This window comes from Psychrobacillus sp. NEAU-3TGS (genome assembly GCF_029955155.1).
GTDB lineage: Bacteria > Bacillota > Bacilli > Bacillales_A > Planococcaceae > Psychrobacillus.
The window spans coordinates 1,152,039-1,166,332 of record NZ_JAPNOZ010000012.1 but is presented as its reverse complement, the minus strand read 5'-3'; the positions used below and the strand labels follow the sequence as shown (position 1 = coordinate 1,166,332).

The following is a 14,294-nucleotide window of genomic DNA, read 5'->3' as shown; positions in this document are numbered from 1 at the left end:
TCAACAGTTACTTGAATTTAGGAAAGTCGGAGGAATAATTAATATGGTTGAAATAGCAGTAGTAAGAAATGAATTGGATCGAACAGCAGGGAAATTAGAAGACTTTAGGGGGTCTCTTTGACTTAGAAAACAAAGAGGTTCGCATACAAGAATTAGAGGAGTTAATGACATTTCCTGACTTTTGGGACGATGCACAGGCTGCCCAAAAATAATTAATGAAATGAACGCACTGAAAGCTATTGTAGAGCAATACAATGAGCTAGTATCTACGCAAGAAAACTTAGAAATGACACTTGAGCTTCTGAAAGAAGAGCCAGATGAGGAATTACAAGAAGAACTTGGCTCAGAACTAAAAGAGTTCACAAGTGCGCTAGGTGACTTCGAGCTACAATTGCTATTAAGTGAAGAATACGACAAGCATAATGCAATTTTAGAATTGCATCCAGGTGCTGGTGGTACCGAGTCTCAAGACTGGGGTTCCATTTTACTTCGTATGTATCAGCGCTGGGCTGATAAACGCGGATTTAAAGTAGAAACGATCGATTATTTACCAGGCGATGAGGCAGGTATTAAATCTGTTACATTGCTTATTAAAGGGCATAATGCATACGGCTATTTAAAAGCAGAAAAAGGTGTACATCGCCTTGTCCGTATTTCTCCTTTCGATTCATCTGGTCGCCGCCATACATCATTTGTTTCTTGTGATGTTATGCCGGAATTCAATGATGAGATTGAGATTGAAATTCGTACAGAAGATTTGAAAATTGACACGTATCGTGCAACAGGTGCTGGTGGTCAGCATATTAATACGACGGATTCAGCCGTTCGTATCACGCATTTACCAACGAATACGATTGTTACTTGCCAAACGGAACGTTCACAGATTAAAAACCGTGAGCATGCGATGAAATTATTAAAATCGAAATTATATCAATTAAAAATTGAAGAACAAGAAGCCGAACTTGCAGCAATCCGCGGAGAACAAAAAGAAATCGGATGGGGAAGCCAAATCCGCTCTTATGTTTTCCATCCATACTCGATGGTAAAAGATCATCGTACAAATGAAGAAAGCGGAAATGTCCATGCAGTAGTTGATGGTGAAATAGATCCATTCATCCATGCATTCTTACGTTCACGCATAAATTAATAGACGAAAAATACCCCGATGTTATAATAAAATAACAAAGGGGTATTTTTTTATTATTAAAAAATTTGAGGAGAAAGAGCGTGGAATAAATGGATATGAAAGAGTTAAAGAAAAATGATTTAGTAAAGAAAAACTTTATTATGTTTTTAGCTTACAGTCTAGCAGGTAGTTTAGGTTTTATTGCTCAAGTAGTATTAAAAGCTGAAAAAGGAATATTAATATCCATTGGTGTACCTTTGTTAATTGCCATCATTGTTTTTATAGTATCCAAAAAAGTACAAGCCATTTCTGCGGCTTTTCCGTTTATTCTTCTCCTTGCTGCAGGTGTAACTGCTGTTGGAACGAGTGTCTTAAACGAAGTAAGTATCGGTACCATTGTACTCGCTTTATTTATTTTAGTTGTAGGTGGGTTGCATAATACGCAAGTTGTATTCGTTTTTGGATATGTTTTATCCCTACTAGCAGTTATTGTAAATGTACTATTAGATGACAAAGGCTTATTAGTAGACCAAGCTGCGAATGTGTTTCTGGTTCAGTTTATAATGGCATTAGGTATTTTCCTACAAGTTAGACAAAGTAAAGCATTATTTAAAAATGTGGAAAGTAATGCGGAAGCAGTGATGGTTAAAGCAAATGAAGAAGCTGCACTAGCCCAAAGACTGGAAACGGCTGTTTCGATTATTACTTCCAATTTAGAACAAATCCGTACTAATACTTTTTCAGCGAACAATGCGCAACAAGAAATGCTGACGGCTGTAGGAGAAGTGAGTATTAGTTCACAGCGGCAAGCCGATCATGTAGGCGATATTGTGAAGAATACAGAAGCAACGTCTACTTCAGTAAAACAAATAGTGGAAAAACTATCTTCTATTGTTCAACAAGCAGATGTTGCGGCGAAAAATGCTTCAAATGGATCGGTAGAAATGGAAAAGATGAAAGAAGACATTGACCGATTTACGGTGTTTTTTGTTGAGTTAAATAAAAACTTCCATGAGCTATCCGAAAAAATTAAAGAAACAAATACATTCGCGAATGCGATTCGACAAATAACCGAGCAAACGAATTTACTTGCATTAAACGCATCAATCGAGGCTGCAAGAGCAGGTGAACAAGGAAAAGGTTTTGCAGTTGTGGCAGAAGAAATACGAAAATTAGCCGGTGTAACCAATCAAACATTAGAAAAAATTGATGGTAATTTAGACGAGGTAAATAAATACAATCATACTACTATGCAAAAACTGGAAAACGGTGTAAATCAAATTTATAGCCAAGTGCAAACTGCTGATAAATCGAATAAATCCTTCAATGAATTATTCGAGATGATGCAAGTGTTACAAAAGGAATTAGTCCATTTGTCCACGGATGTAGAATTGATTTCCAAAAACAGTGAAGCAATTAGTATGAGCACTAATGATTTTGCTGCGATTATTGAAGAAAGCACTGCTACTGTGGAAGAATTGAATGCAACCATTCTCGATATTACAGAAGACCAGCAAACAATTGCAAAATATATTGACGAAACATATGGAGAAGCACAAAAGATAAATAGATAGAAGAAAAAGATGCCTTAATTATTTGGGCATCTTTTTAAATTTAGTAGAGGTTGTCCAACTACATAAATAAAGGTTTTGTTATGTGCATATTTCAAGTATCATAAAGATGTTAGAATATTACGAAACAGGGGAGATAGCAATGATCTTAGTTTTAGCTACATTAATGATAGAAAAAGTTGGGATTATCGTTATTGTTGCTTTTTTACTCTCTCAACTGAAATCATTTCAACAAATTATTCAAAATGATCATAAGAATAGCGAAAAAATCATACTTATTTTACTTTTTGGTGCCCTAGGAATTATTAGTAACTATACAGGAGTTGAGATTGAGCACGGGATAATTGTTAATAGTGGATGGCTTGCTGGAATCGATCCAGATAATGCAATTGCCAATACAAGAGTCATGGGTGTAGTCATCGGAGGAATATTGGGAGGACCGATCGTTGGTTTAGGTGCCGGCTTGATCGCAGGTATTCACCGATACTCCTTAGGAGGCTTTACAGCTCTAGCTTGTTCACTAGCTGTTATTGTAGCTGGAATTGCTTCAGGATATTTTTCAAGAAGACAAATAAATAGTGGGAAGAAGATTACACCAATCAACGCAGCCATTTTAGGAATGACATTAGAAGCCGTTCAAATGCTGATTATTTTAGCATTAAGTAAGCCTTTTGAAGAAGCTTGGATACTCGTTCAAGTTATTGGTATTCCGATGGTTTTTGTAAATGGATTAGGAATGTTTCTGTTTATGTTTATTATCCGTTCAATTATTCGTGATGAGGAGCGTGCCCGGGCAAACCAAACGGGCAAGGCCTTTCATATTGCCGATCAAACCCTGCCTTTCTTTCGCCAAGGTTTAAACACAAATTCATGTAAAGAGATTGCAGAAATCATGTTGAGGCTGACCGATGCAGATGCTGTGGCCATAACAGATGATCGGCAAGTGCTGGCACATGTAGGAGCAGCATCTGATCATCATATTCCTGGAGGACATTTTATAACAGGTTTAACGAAAAGAGTACTGAGAAATGGCGAAATTGCAGTAGCAAAATTAAAAGAAGAAATTTATTGTTCGGACAGTAATTGTTCTTTGGAAGCAGCAATCGTATTACCTTTAAAGAGACAAAATAAAACAGCAGGTACACTAAAAATGTACTTTATACAACCGAGCAAGCTGGATGATATTCAGCAGCAACTAGCAGAAGGACTCGCCAATCTATTTTCAACCCAATTGGAGCTAGCGGAAGCTGAAAGACAAACAAAGCTATTAAAAGATGCAGAAATTAAAGCATTACAGTCTCAAATTCATCCGCATTTTTTATTTAACAGCCTTAACTCTATTTCTATTTTATGTCGTACCGATGCTCTAAAAGCGCGAAAACTATTACTGGAGCTTAGTTCATTTTTGCGTGGGAATATGCAAGGGGCGAGACAGATGCTCATCCCTCTAGAAAAAGAACTAGAAAATGTGAAGTCGTATCTATCATTGGAACAAACACGATTTCCGGACAAGTATCAAATTGATCTGCAAATAGAACCCGGTATTGAAAAAGTTTTGCTACCTCCATTTACATTGCAGCCACTCGTGGAAAATGCGATCAATTATGCTTTTACTAATTTAGAAGGTGTAGGATTAATAGCGATAGAGATTTCCACAGTGAATCATAATCTGCAAATTGTAGTAGCAGACAATGGCAGAGGAATACCGATAAATAAAATGGCGATATTAGGTAAACAGACGATTATATCTAAAAAAGGAACGGGTACTGCCATTTATAATATTAGTAAACGTTTATCAGGAATTTATAATGGGCAGGCAAGTTTAGAAATAGCGAGTGAAATGAATAGAGGAACAACTATTAAGATCTCTATTCCGCTTGATAGTAAAGGAGTATTACAGCAACATGTTGAAAGCGTTTATAGTTGAAGATGAACCATTAGCAAGAGATGAATTAAAGTATTTGCTTATGGAAAGTAAACAAATTGAAATAGTTGGTGAAGCAGGGAGTTTAGTAGATGCTGTCAAATATATTTCTAAACAAAAACCAGATCTTGTTTTTTTAGATATTGATTTGGATGGAGATAATGGATTGGATTTAGCAAAGCAATTGCTTATGCTAAATCCAACTCCAGCAATTGTTTTTGCGACGGCATATGATGAATATGCTTTACAAGCTTTCGAGTTAAATGCAATTGACTATATTTTAAAGCCTTTTGATGAAGATCGTATTCGTCAAACCCTAGAGAAAATTATCCAAATTGCTAAAATAGGTACTCAAAAAATCACTATCACACCTTCCTTGAAAAAAGCTAGTACGGATAAAATCGCTGTTCTTGTGGATGAGCGAATTGTATTACTTGAAAATGACTCAATCATCTACTTAGAATCTTTTGAAGGAAAGTGTAAGATTAAGACGATGACGGATGAATACCTTGTTAACGATTCCCTCGTTGTGATCGAGAAAAAATTACAACACCCGCAATTCATGCGAGTTCACCGTAGCTTTATCGTGAATCTAGATCATATTGTGGAAATTCATCCGTGGTTTAATTCCACTTATAATTTAGTTTTAAAAGACAAATCAAAGGTTCCGGTAAGCAGGACATACATAAAAGAATTTAAAATGCATGTTGGTTTTTAAGGTTAACTGCATTTCAATTCTCCATATTTGCATTTCATCCTTAAATTTTTGTAATTCAGCTAAAATTGGAATTTATCATTCTAGTATTTAGTATGATTATTATAGAATAGAAGGATGGGGGAAGAGAGTAATGAATGCGGTTACAATTGTAATAGGTTCTATTTGTATACTATTAATAGCTTATCGTTTATACGGTACGTTCATGGCAGCAAAGGTTTTAAAACTTGATGATTCTAAACCTACTCCAGCGCATGAATTGGAGGATGGGAAAGATTATGTACCCACGAACAAATGGGTCACGTTTGGTCACCATTTTGCGGCGATTGCTGCGGCGGGACCGCTAGTTGGTCCAATACTTGCAGCACAGTTCGGGTATTTACCTGGGTTACTTTGGCTCTTGATTGGTGCGGTAATCGGGGGAGCGGTTCACGATATGGTCGTGCTTTTTGCTTCCATGCGTCAAGATGGAAAATCTTTATCAGAAATTGCTAAAAAAGAGCTCGGTCCTGTTGCAGGATTTTGTGCAGGACTCGCAATGTTATTCATCATTACAATTACAATGGCTGGTTTATCGTTAGTTGTACTAAGCGCCTTAGAGAGAAATCCATGGGGAACTTTTGCGGTAGGAATTACGATTCCAATTGCAATGGGTGTTGGATTGTACCATAAAAAAACAGGGAACTTAAAAGTAGCTACAATCGTTGGTTTTGCACTTATTATGGCGGCTATTTTTTGGGGACCAAATATTCAAGGTACAGCTCTTGGTGATTTCTTAACTTTAGAAAAGAGTACAATTGCTTTAGCATTACCGATTTATGCTTTTTTTGCAGCTGCATTACCAGTTTGGTTATTGCTTGCACCACGCGATTATTTAAGTACTTTTATGAAAATTGGTGTATTTGTCGCGTTAATCATTGGGGTATTCTATGTAAATCCTGCCGTTCAATTCCCAGCATTAACGGAATTTATTAATGGAGGCGGTCCAATTATCGCCGGTCCAGTTTGGCCATTCGTTTCAATCACGATTGCATGTGGAGCGATTTCTGGATTCCACGCATTTGTTGGTTCAGGTACAACTCCAAAAATGATTAATCGATGGAGCGATATTAAAGGTGTTGCTTTCGGAGCAATGCTAGTAGAGTGTTTAGTTGCGATTATGGCATTGATCGCTGCGGTATCATTAATGCCAGGCGATTATTTTGCAATCAACTCAACACCAGAAAAATTTGCAACATTAGGAATGGAAACAGTCCATTTAGATAAACTGAGCGAAGAAATCGGAATGGATTTAGAAGGAAGAACAGGCGGAGCAGTTACACTAGCAGTTGGAATGACATATATCTTCACGGAAATTCCTATATTTGAAAAAATGGCATCATTTTTCTATCAATTTGTTATTTTATTTGAGGCCGTCTTTATACTGACCGCCATAGATTCAGGAACACGAGTTGCTCGTTATCTTATTCAAGATTTCGGTGGCACATTCTTTAAACCTTTAAAAAAGACAAACTCTTTATGGGCGAATATTTTTGCAAGTGCATTAGCCTGCTTTATGTGGGGATATTTACTTTACTCCGGAGATATCAGTTCGGTTTGGGCATTATTCGGTGTATCCAATCAGTTAATGGCTTCTATTGGATTAATCATCGGTGTAACAATTGTACTGAAAATAGCAGATAAACGTTGGTATATACTTACTTGTTTAATCCCTCTTGCTTATCTGTATGTAACTGTAAATGTAGCGGGTTACTGGATGGTGAAAAACGTTTATTGGAATGCAGAAAGTCCTGGCTTCAATTTCTTAAACGGAACGCTTTCTGTTATTATGTTAATACTCGGTCTCGTTATTCTCATCACTTCGATTCGCAAGTGGCTGCAACTAGGGAAACTACCACAAGATGTGTTAGTTGAGCGTGCAGCGAAAGGCACAATCTAATATCAGGCTCCAAGGTTTAAAACGGTTCTAAATCGTTTTGAGCTTGGAGCTTTTTTTGTTGGCGTTATATCTTATTACTTTAGTCGATTAAAACGATACTTTGCTGAAGTTCACAAATGTTGTTTCAGTTGTTATACTAGTGCCATCTATGACAACGAAAGAGGATATTCAATGGAAACTAATCACAGACTACATAAAGAACTACCTCCAATAGTGGAGCATGTCAGAGATTATATATACGTTATTATTGGTGCAGCGATTATTGCGATTGGCTTTAATGTTTTTTTATTGCCTAACCAAATTGCTTCCGGTGGAGTTAGCGGTATTAGTACTATTTTAAAGGGTGTTTTTGGGTGGGAACCTGGGATTGTGCAATATGCTTTTAATATTCCCCTTTTTATCGCAGGTTTAATCTTTTTAGGGGCGAAATTTGGCATTAAGTCATTTGTTGGAACATTAACATTGCCAGCAGTTGTTTTGTTAACTTCTAGTTGGGATCCTTGGACAAATAATCCTTTATTAGGTGCATTGTTTGGCGGGATTGCAGTTGGTCTTGGACTAGGAATTGTATTTCGTGGAGGTGCCTCTACCGGAGGAACTGACTTGGCGGCACAAATTATTACGAAGTATACAGGCTTTTCGCTTGGAACGAGTGTTTTGTTGATAGATGGCTTGATCGTTATTACTGCGGCATTCGTTTTTGATATTGAAAAAGCACTTTATGCGCTAATTGGATTATTTGTGACGACCAAAACAATCGACATCGTCCAATTAGGTTTTAGCCAATCGAAAATGATTTATATTATTACGAATAAACAGGATGAAATAAGGGATGCTATCTATAAAGAGATAGATCGTGGGGTGACAAAACTTCCTGCTTTTGGCGGATATACGAATAAAGAAAGACCAATTTTAATGGTTGTAGCGTACCAAACAGAGTTCACAAAACTGAAACATGTCATTAAGACAATTGATTCAACAGCTTTTGTCATTGTTTCCGATGCCTACGAGGTGCTTGGTGAAGGTTTCAAAAGGTATTAACAGTGGTATAATAAAGTATGAGGTTCAAATTTACTTTGAGGGAGGTAATAGTAATGAACAAAAAACTATTAGCTGTAATATTTGGTGCAGGATTAATGCTAGCTGCTTGTGGCGGTGGCAATGACGAAGCAAATGATAATGACACGGCGACTGACACTGACACAGGTACTGCTCCAACTACTGAAAATGCTTCAGCAGATGCAGAAAAAATTGTTAGTTCGAAATGTATTAGCTGTCACGGTGGTAATTTAGAAGGACAAGGTAACTTCCCAGCGCTTAATGATGTTGGATCACGTTTATCTGAAGATGAAATTTTAAATGTTATTGAAAATGGTAGAGGCGCTATGCCAGGTGGACTGGTAACAGGCGAGGAAGCACAAGCAGTAGCTGCATGGTTAGCTGCTAAAAAATAATATGTAAGAAAAAATCAGTTGCTCATCTCGGGCAGCTGATTTTTTTTGTTCAAGGAGATTCAAACTAACCCCGAACACGAAAAACTACCTCCAAATTACGACACAAAAGCTTGTTTTCTCCGAAAAGTAAATTTTCTACAGCAATTTTATGAAAAAAGAAAATATAAAGAAAAGAAGGAATCTAAGCGGACGATGTAGAAAATAACAACGGTAGGTCATTTGAACTGAGGTATTATTACCTATTAAAATTGAAAAATACATCGAATCAACGAATTTTTACCTAGTATTGCCTATAAAATGAAATGTAATTGTAACAAAATAAGAAGCGTCTAATGTTATAATAGGCATGTCGCATTTTTAATTAAACGAAACTAATTAGGTGGTTTATAAATGATTGAAATGAAAAATGTCTATAAAAAATATCCAAACGGAATTGTTGCCGCAAATGGAATTGATATAGAAATTAAGCAAGGAGAATTTGTATACGTAGTTGGACCCAGTGGTGCAGGAAAATCGACATTCATCAAAATGATGTATCGAGAAGAACGACCAACATCTGGAGATATCTTCATCAATGGTACTAATCTATCGTCATTAAAAAACAATAAAGTTCCTTATTTGAGAAGACAAATAGGAGTAGTCTTTCAAGACTTTAAATTACTACCACGACTAAATGTATATGAAAATGTTGCATTTGCATTAGAAGTTATTGAAGAAACGCCAACTGTTATTCGCAAAAAGGTAATGGAAGTTTTGGAACTTGTAGGTCTAAAACATAAAGCAAGAATGTTTCCTACAGAGCTCTCTGGTGGCGAGCAACAACGTGTTTCAATCGCTCGGTCTATTGTCAACACTCCAAAGCTTGTCATTGCGGACGAGCCAACGGGAAATCTTGATCCAGACACATCCTGGGAAATTATGAATATATTCGAAGAAATTAATGCTCGAGGAACTACAATTATAATGGCAACACATAATAGAGAAATTGTAAATACCATTAGACACCGTGTTATCGCTGTTGAGGGTGGATTAATCACTCGAGACGAAGACAAAGGGGAATACGGTTATGAAAACTAGAACAGCAGGTAGGCACTTCAGAGATAGCTTGAAAAGTATCAGTCGAAATGGTTGGATGACATTTGCTTCGGTGAGTGCGGTAACTGTTACGTTACTATTAGTCGGCGTGTTCGTCATGATCATGATGAATTTAAACAAAGTAGCAGATGATCTTGAAAAAGATGTAGAAATTAAAGTAATTGTCGAATTAACAGCTGACGAAGCTGCTATCACAGCATTACAAGATGAGATTAAAAATACATCAGGTGTAGCAGAAGTACAATATTCTCCAAAAGAAGATGAGCTGAATAAGTTAGTGTTGGATTTCGGGGAAGACTTGCGTTTGTTTGAACAGCAAAATCCATTACATAATGTGTTTTATGCAAAAGCAGCAAATCCGCAAGACACAGAAAAAGTAGCTAAAAGACTGGATCGTTTAGATAACACATTCGAAGTGAAATATGGAGAAGGAAAAATTGAAAAACTATTTTCTTTCTTGAACACTAGTAGAAATGTAGGATTAGTACTGATACTAGCATTATTATTCACGGCAATGTTCTTAATATCGAATACGATTCGCATTACGATTGTTGCAAGAAGAAGAGATATCGAAATTATGAAACTTGTTGGTGCAACCAATTGGTTTATCCGTATTCCTTTCATTTTAGAAGGAATGTGGCTAGGTATTCTAGGGGCAATTATTCCAATCACGCTCGTAACGACACTCTATTACAATATTCATAAAGTGCTAGCACCGAAACTTGCACAAGGAAACTTATTTGAACTGCTCGATTTTTCACCATTTATCTATCAAGTAAATGCGTTGATTTTATTGATGGGAGTACTTATAGGTGTCTGGGGAAGTTTCATGTCAGTAAGAAAGTTTTTGCGTGTATAAAAAGGAACTATGAAGGAAAATTGAGAGGAGCAAGAAGTTTTGAGAAAACAGTCTAAATGGGTGCTACGCGTCTTTGCGATAGCTACTACTTGCGCGCTTTTATTCACAGGACCAAGTGCCCTTGCTAATTCATTGAACGATTTAAAAAGTCAGCAAAAAGAACTTGAACAAAAGAAAAATACGATAAACTCAAATATTAAAGAAACAGAAGGTAAGATTAACGATAACGCATCAAAAATCGAACAAATTATGGCTCAAATTCAAGCTTTAGATACAGAAATTATAACGACAGAAGATAAAATATCTAAAGTGCTAAATGAAATAGAGTTAACAACGACAGAAATAGAAAATTTAAAAGCTTCTATTGCAGAGTTAGAGCGTAAAATTGAAGAACGTGATGAGCTGTTGAAAGAGCGAATCCGTGCAGTTCAAGTTAGCGGAGGATCTGTTAGTTATTTAGACGTTTTACTAGGTGCAAATAGTTTTATCGATTTTATCGACCGTTTCTCAGCAGTAAATACATTGATGGAAGCGGACCGTACGATTTTGAAAGAACAGGCTGATGATAAAAAACAGCTAGAAGAGCAAAAAGCAAGCTTAGAAGATAAATTAAAACAACAAGAAGCAAGCAAAAATGAGTTACTAAATTTAAAGGCTGAGCTAGATAAACAGAAAGCATCTAAAGGAAATTTAGTAGATCAATTAGAAGTGGAACAAAAAAAATTACAAGCTGATAAACAAGAAATGGAATCAGAGTACGATGAAGTATTAAATTTAAGCGAAGAAGTGACAAATAAAATTGTTGCTGAACAAAAACGCCAAGCAGAAATTGCACGAAAACTAGCAGAAGAGAAAAAACGTAAACAAGCGGAAGAAAGAAAACGTCAACAAGCAGCAAGTGGGTCATCTACAGCAATTCCAGCAGTCTCTTCAGGAGATTGGACAAGACCAGCATCAGGACGTCTTACTTCTGGTTACGGATATCGTATGCATCCTATATATGGAAAAGGGAAAATGCATTATGGGATCGACTTTGGAGCTCCGACAGGTACTACAGTTGTTTCAGCGGCAGATGGAGTAGTATCTTATGCATCACCACTTAGCACATATGGAAATGTGATTATGGTAACACACTCTATAGATGGTCAAACGTTTACTTCTTTATATGCACATCTAAGTAGTATTAAAGTAAGTGTTGGACAAGCCGTTTCAAAAGGCCAATCGATTGGTGCAGTTGGAACGACAGGAAATTCGACAGGACCTCATTTACATTTTGAAATCCATATCGGTACATGGAGTGGTATGGCAAATAACTCAGTAAATCCATTGAGATATATTTCCCTATAATTTCATGTCAAGACGCCTATTCTATCTAGGAAGGCGTCTTTTCTTTTGTCATAAACATTCCATTGGTATACAAGTGACTATTCAGTTTATAATAAGAGCGATGATATGTATTGAAAATGCATTAATGGAGGTAAGAAGTGAAAAAAAAATTAATAGGCTTATTAATCGTAGGTTGCTTAGTCGCTATCGCAACCATATCTTTTGTAAAAAATAATGTAGACGAAACGGAAGCTTTTGCCGGAGAACAAATGGGAACCGATATGGCAGCGAACCCTGCAAATGAAGGAATAGGTCAAGGCGATCGTGCCCCAAATTTTACACTTACTACGCTTGATGGAAAAGAAGTGTCGCTTGCAGATTATCAAGGGAAAAAAGTTGTATTGAACTTTTGGGCAACTTGGTGTCCTCCTTGTAAAGCGGAGATGCCTCATATGCAAAACTACTATGAAGATATGGCAGAACAAGAAAATGTAGAAATTTTAGCAGTTAACTTAACGAGCTCCGATGTTGGTATCGATAAAGTAAAACTTTTTAAAGAAGATTATGCACTTAGCTTTCCAATTCCTTTAGATGAAGAAGGAGATGTTGGGAAAACGTATCAAGCGATTACAATTCCAACTACGTATATGATTGACACGACGGGAACGATTCAAAACAAAATTGTTGGACCTATGGATGAACAGATGCTTATAGACTATGTAAGCAAATTAAAATAAACGCCGATTTTTGGGCAAGTATTAAATTTCTATTTCCACACATATATTAGTGGAAAAGTAGGAGGTTGAACTTGCGCAAAAGTCGGATTTTTTTATATGTCTTGTTATTCATTATTTTGCTTGGGGTAGTCTATTTTTGGTACGGAAAATCTACTAAATCAGTAGAAACAGAGGGTAGTGTTAGTAATAGTGAAGTAATTGACGAAGCATTTCAATTGATCAAAAAGGAGGCTGTGTTTTCAAAAAATGAAAAGCTGCTAGTAGAAGGCGCGATACGGGGAATGACCGAAGCGCTAGAAGATCCTCATAGCACGTATTTGACAAAGGAAGAAGCTGCAAACCAAGAAGCATCTCTTGCAGAAGAACGTGTTGGAATCGGTGTAGAAATTATGCAATCTGCAGGGAAATTTATCGTAGTTGCTCCACTTAAAGACTCGCCAGCCTATAAGGCAGGGTTAAAGTCACAGGATGAAATTGTCCGAGTGAATGAAGAAAGAGTAGATGGAAAGACGATGGCCGAGCTAGTCCAATTATTAAGTGGTGAAAAGGGTACTTCGTTGAAAATGACGATCTATCGTGCAAGTGAAAATCGCCATGTAGAGTTACATATGAAACGGGAAACAATTGCAATGCATACGGTTTCGAGTGAAATATATGAAGTGGATAATCATCCCATTGGAATAGTGACGATTTCATTATTTGGTGAAAAAACGGGAGAAGAATGGGAAAAGCAAACAAAATCACTCGTAGAGCGTGGTATTGACGGACTAGTCATAGACGTAAGGGGAAATCCTGGTGGTTATTTATTTAGTGTTTCTTCTGTGATTGGCACGTTAATGAAAAATGGAACGACTTTTGCTTATATGCAAAATGCAAAAGGTGTATTAGAAATGTTAAACACAGAAAGTAAAGAGGCACCTTATTTAAATAAAGTACCAGCTGTTTTATTGCAAAACGGGGGAAGTGCTTCTGCCAGTGAAGTGCTTGCTGGAGCGTTACGCGATAATAATCGTGCGCTAATTGTAGGCGAAAAAAGCTTTGGTAAAGGAACGGTACAAGAAACACATCCATTATCAAATGGTGGTAAGTTGAAAATTTCTACACATAAATGGCTTACTCCAAAACAAGAATGGATTCATCATAAAGGAATTGAAGCGGATTTAAAAGTGGAACAGGAAGAATTGTTTGCAATGGATCAAAAATACTTGAGCGGGGAATTCCGAGTTGGTGATTACGGTGAAGAGGTAAAATATGTACAGCAAGTCTTAGGCGCGCTCGGCTATAATATCGGTAGGCAAGATGGCTATTTTGACGAAGATACGGAAGATGCAGTCGAAAAGTATCGCCAAGAAAGAAGCTTAGAAGAAGGCGGCGAAATAAACGGCGCATTATTCCAATCTTTAACGGAAACGGTGGAAGCATATAAAACCCAAAAAGAAAATGACAAGCAATTACAAATGGGTATCAGTTATTTAATCCATGATTTAAGTAAATAAGATTATACGAAAATCCTATACGCAAAAGGCTCCTCGTTTGTTACAATAATAG

The 14,294-nt window shown here is 36.8% G+C and carries 11 protein-coding genes and 1 pseudogene; all 12 read left to right on the top strand.

Going from position 1 to position 14,294, the window contains the following annotated elements:
* Positions 1 to 43: 43 nt before the first annotated feature.
* The 12 genes and pseudogenes from prfB (at position 44) to OR571_RS22075 (ending at position 14,242) form a co-directional block, all read left to right on the top strand.
* Positions 44 to 1,147 (top strand): annotated as a pseudogene (prfB, locus tag OR571_RS22130) (peptide chain release factor 2).
* Between the two features lie 89 nt (positions 1,148 to 1,236).
* Positions 1,237 to 2,700 carry a methyl-accepting chemotaxis protein gene (locus OR571_RS22125; protein ID WP_282246072.1) on the top strand — a complete coding sequence of 488 codons (1,464 nt, stop codon included), beginning with the start codon at positions 1,237 to 1,239 and terminating at the stop codon, positions 2,698 to 2,700.
* 142 nt (positions 2,701 to 2,842) lie between these two features.
* Positions 2,843 to 4,624: a sensor histidine kinase gene (locus OR571_RS22120; RefSeq protein WP_282246337.1), complete on the top strand. Its 1,782-nt coding sequence runs from the start codon at positions 2,843 to 2,845 to the stop codon at positions 4,622 to 4,624.
* Positions 4,602 to 5,339: a LytR/AlgR family response regulator transcription factor gene (locus OR571_RS22115; protein ID WP_282246070.1), complete on the top strand. Its 738-nt coding sequence runs from the start codon at positions 4,602 to 4,604 to the stop codon at positions 5,337 to 5,339. The genes OR571_RS22120 and OR571_RS22115 overlap by 23 nt, the downstream gene beginning before the upstream one ends.
* A 130-nt stretch (positions 5,340 to 5,469) precedes the next feature.
* Positions 5,470 to 7,275 (top strand): carbon starvation CstA family protein, encoded by a 1,806-nt coding sequence (locus OR571_RS22110; RefSeq protein WP_282246069.1) that lies wholly within the window; start codon positions 5,470 to 5,472, stop codon positions 7,273 to 7,275.
* A gap of 171 nt (positions 7,276 to 7,446) precedes the next feature.
* Complete coding sequence (locus OR571_RS22105; protein ID WP_282246067.1) at positions 7,447 to 8,316, top strand: YitT family protein; 870 nt, start codon at positions 7,447 to 7,449, stop codon at positions 8,314 to 8,316.
* 53 nt (positions 8,317 to 8,369) lie between these two features.
* Positions 8,370 to 8,729 carry a cytochrome c551 gene (gene cccB, locus OR571_RS22100; RefSeq protein ID WP_282246065.1) on the top strand — a complete coding sequence of 120 codons (360 nt, stop codon included), beginning with the start codon at positions 8,370 to 8,372 and terminating at the stop codon, positions 8,727 to 8,729.
* Between the two features lie 390 nt (positions 8,730 to 9,119).
* Positions 9,120 to 9,806 (top strand): cell division ATP-binding protein FtsE, encoded by a 687-nt coding sequence (ftsE, locus tag OR571_RS22095; RefSeq protein WP_282246064.1) that lies wholly within the window; start codon positions 9,120 to 9,122, stop codon positions 9,804 to 9,806.
* Positions 9,796 to 10,683 carry a permease-like cell division protein FtsX gene (gene ftsX / locus OR571_RS22090; RefSeq protein WP_282246063.1) on the top strand — a complete coding sequence of 296 codons (888 nt, stop codon included), beginning with the start codon at positions 9,796 to 9,798 and terminating at the stop codon, positions 10,681 to 10,683. Before ftsE ends, ftsX begins: the two co-directional genes overlap by 11 nt.
* 39 nt (positions 10,684 to 10,722) lie before the next feature.
* Positions 10,723 to 12,030: a murein hydrolase activator EnvC family protein gene (locus OR571_RS22085; RefSeq protein WP_282246061.1), complete on the top strand. Its 1,308-nt coding sequence runs from the start codon at positions 10,723 to 10,725 to the stop codon at positions 12,028 to 12,030.
* 137 nt (positions 12,031 to 12,167) lie between these two features.
* Positions 12,168 to 12,746, top strand: coding sequence for a redoxin domain-containing protein (locus tag OR571_RS22080; protein ID WP_282246059.1), 579 nt, complete (start codon positions 12,168 to 12,170; stop codon positions 12,744 to 12,746).
* A gap of 71 nt (positions 12,747 to 12,817) precedes the next feature.
* Positions 12,818 to 14,242: a S41 family peptidase gene (locus OR571_RS22075; RefSeq protein ID WP_282246057.1), complete on the top strand. Its 1,425-nt coding sequence runs from the start codon at positions 12,818 to 12,820 to the stop codon at positions 14,240 to 14,242.
* The last annotated feature ends 52 nt before the right edge of the window (positions 14,243 to 14,294 follow it).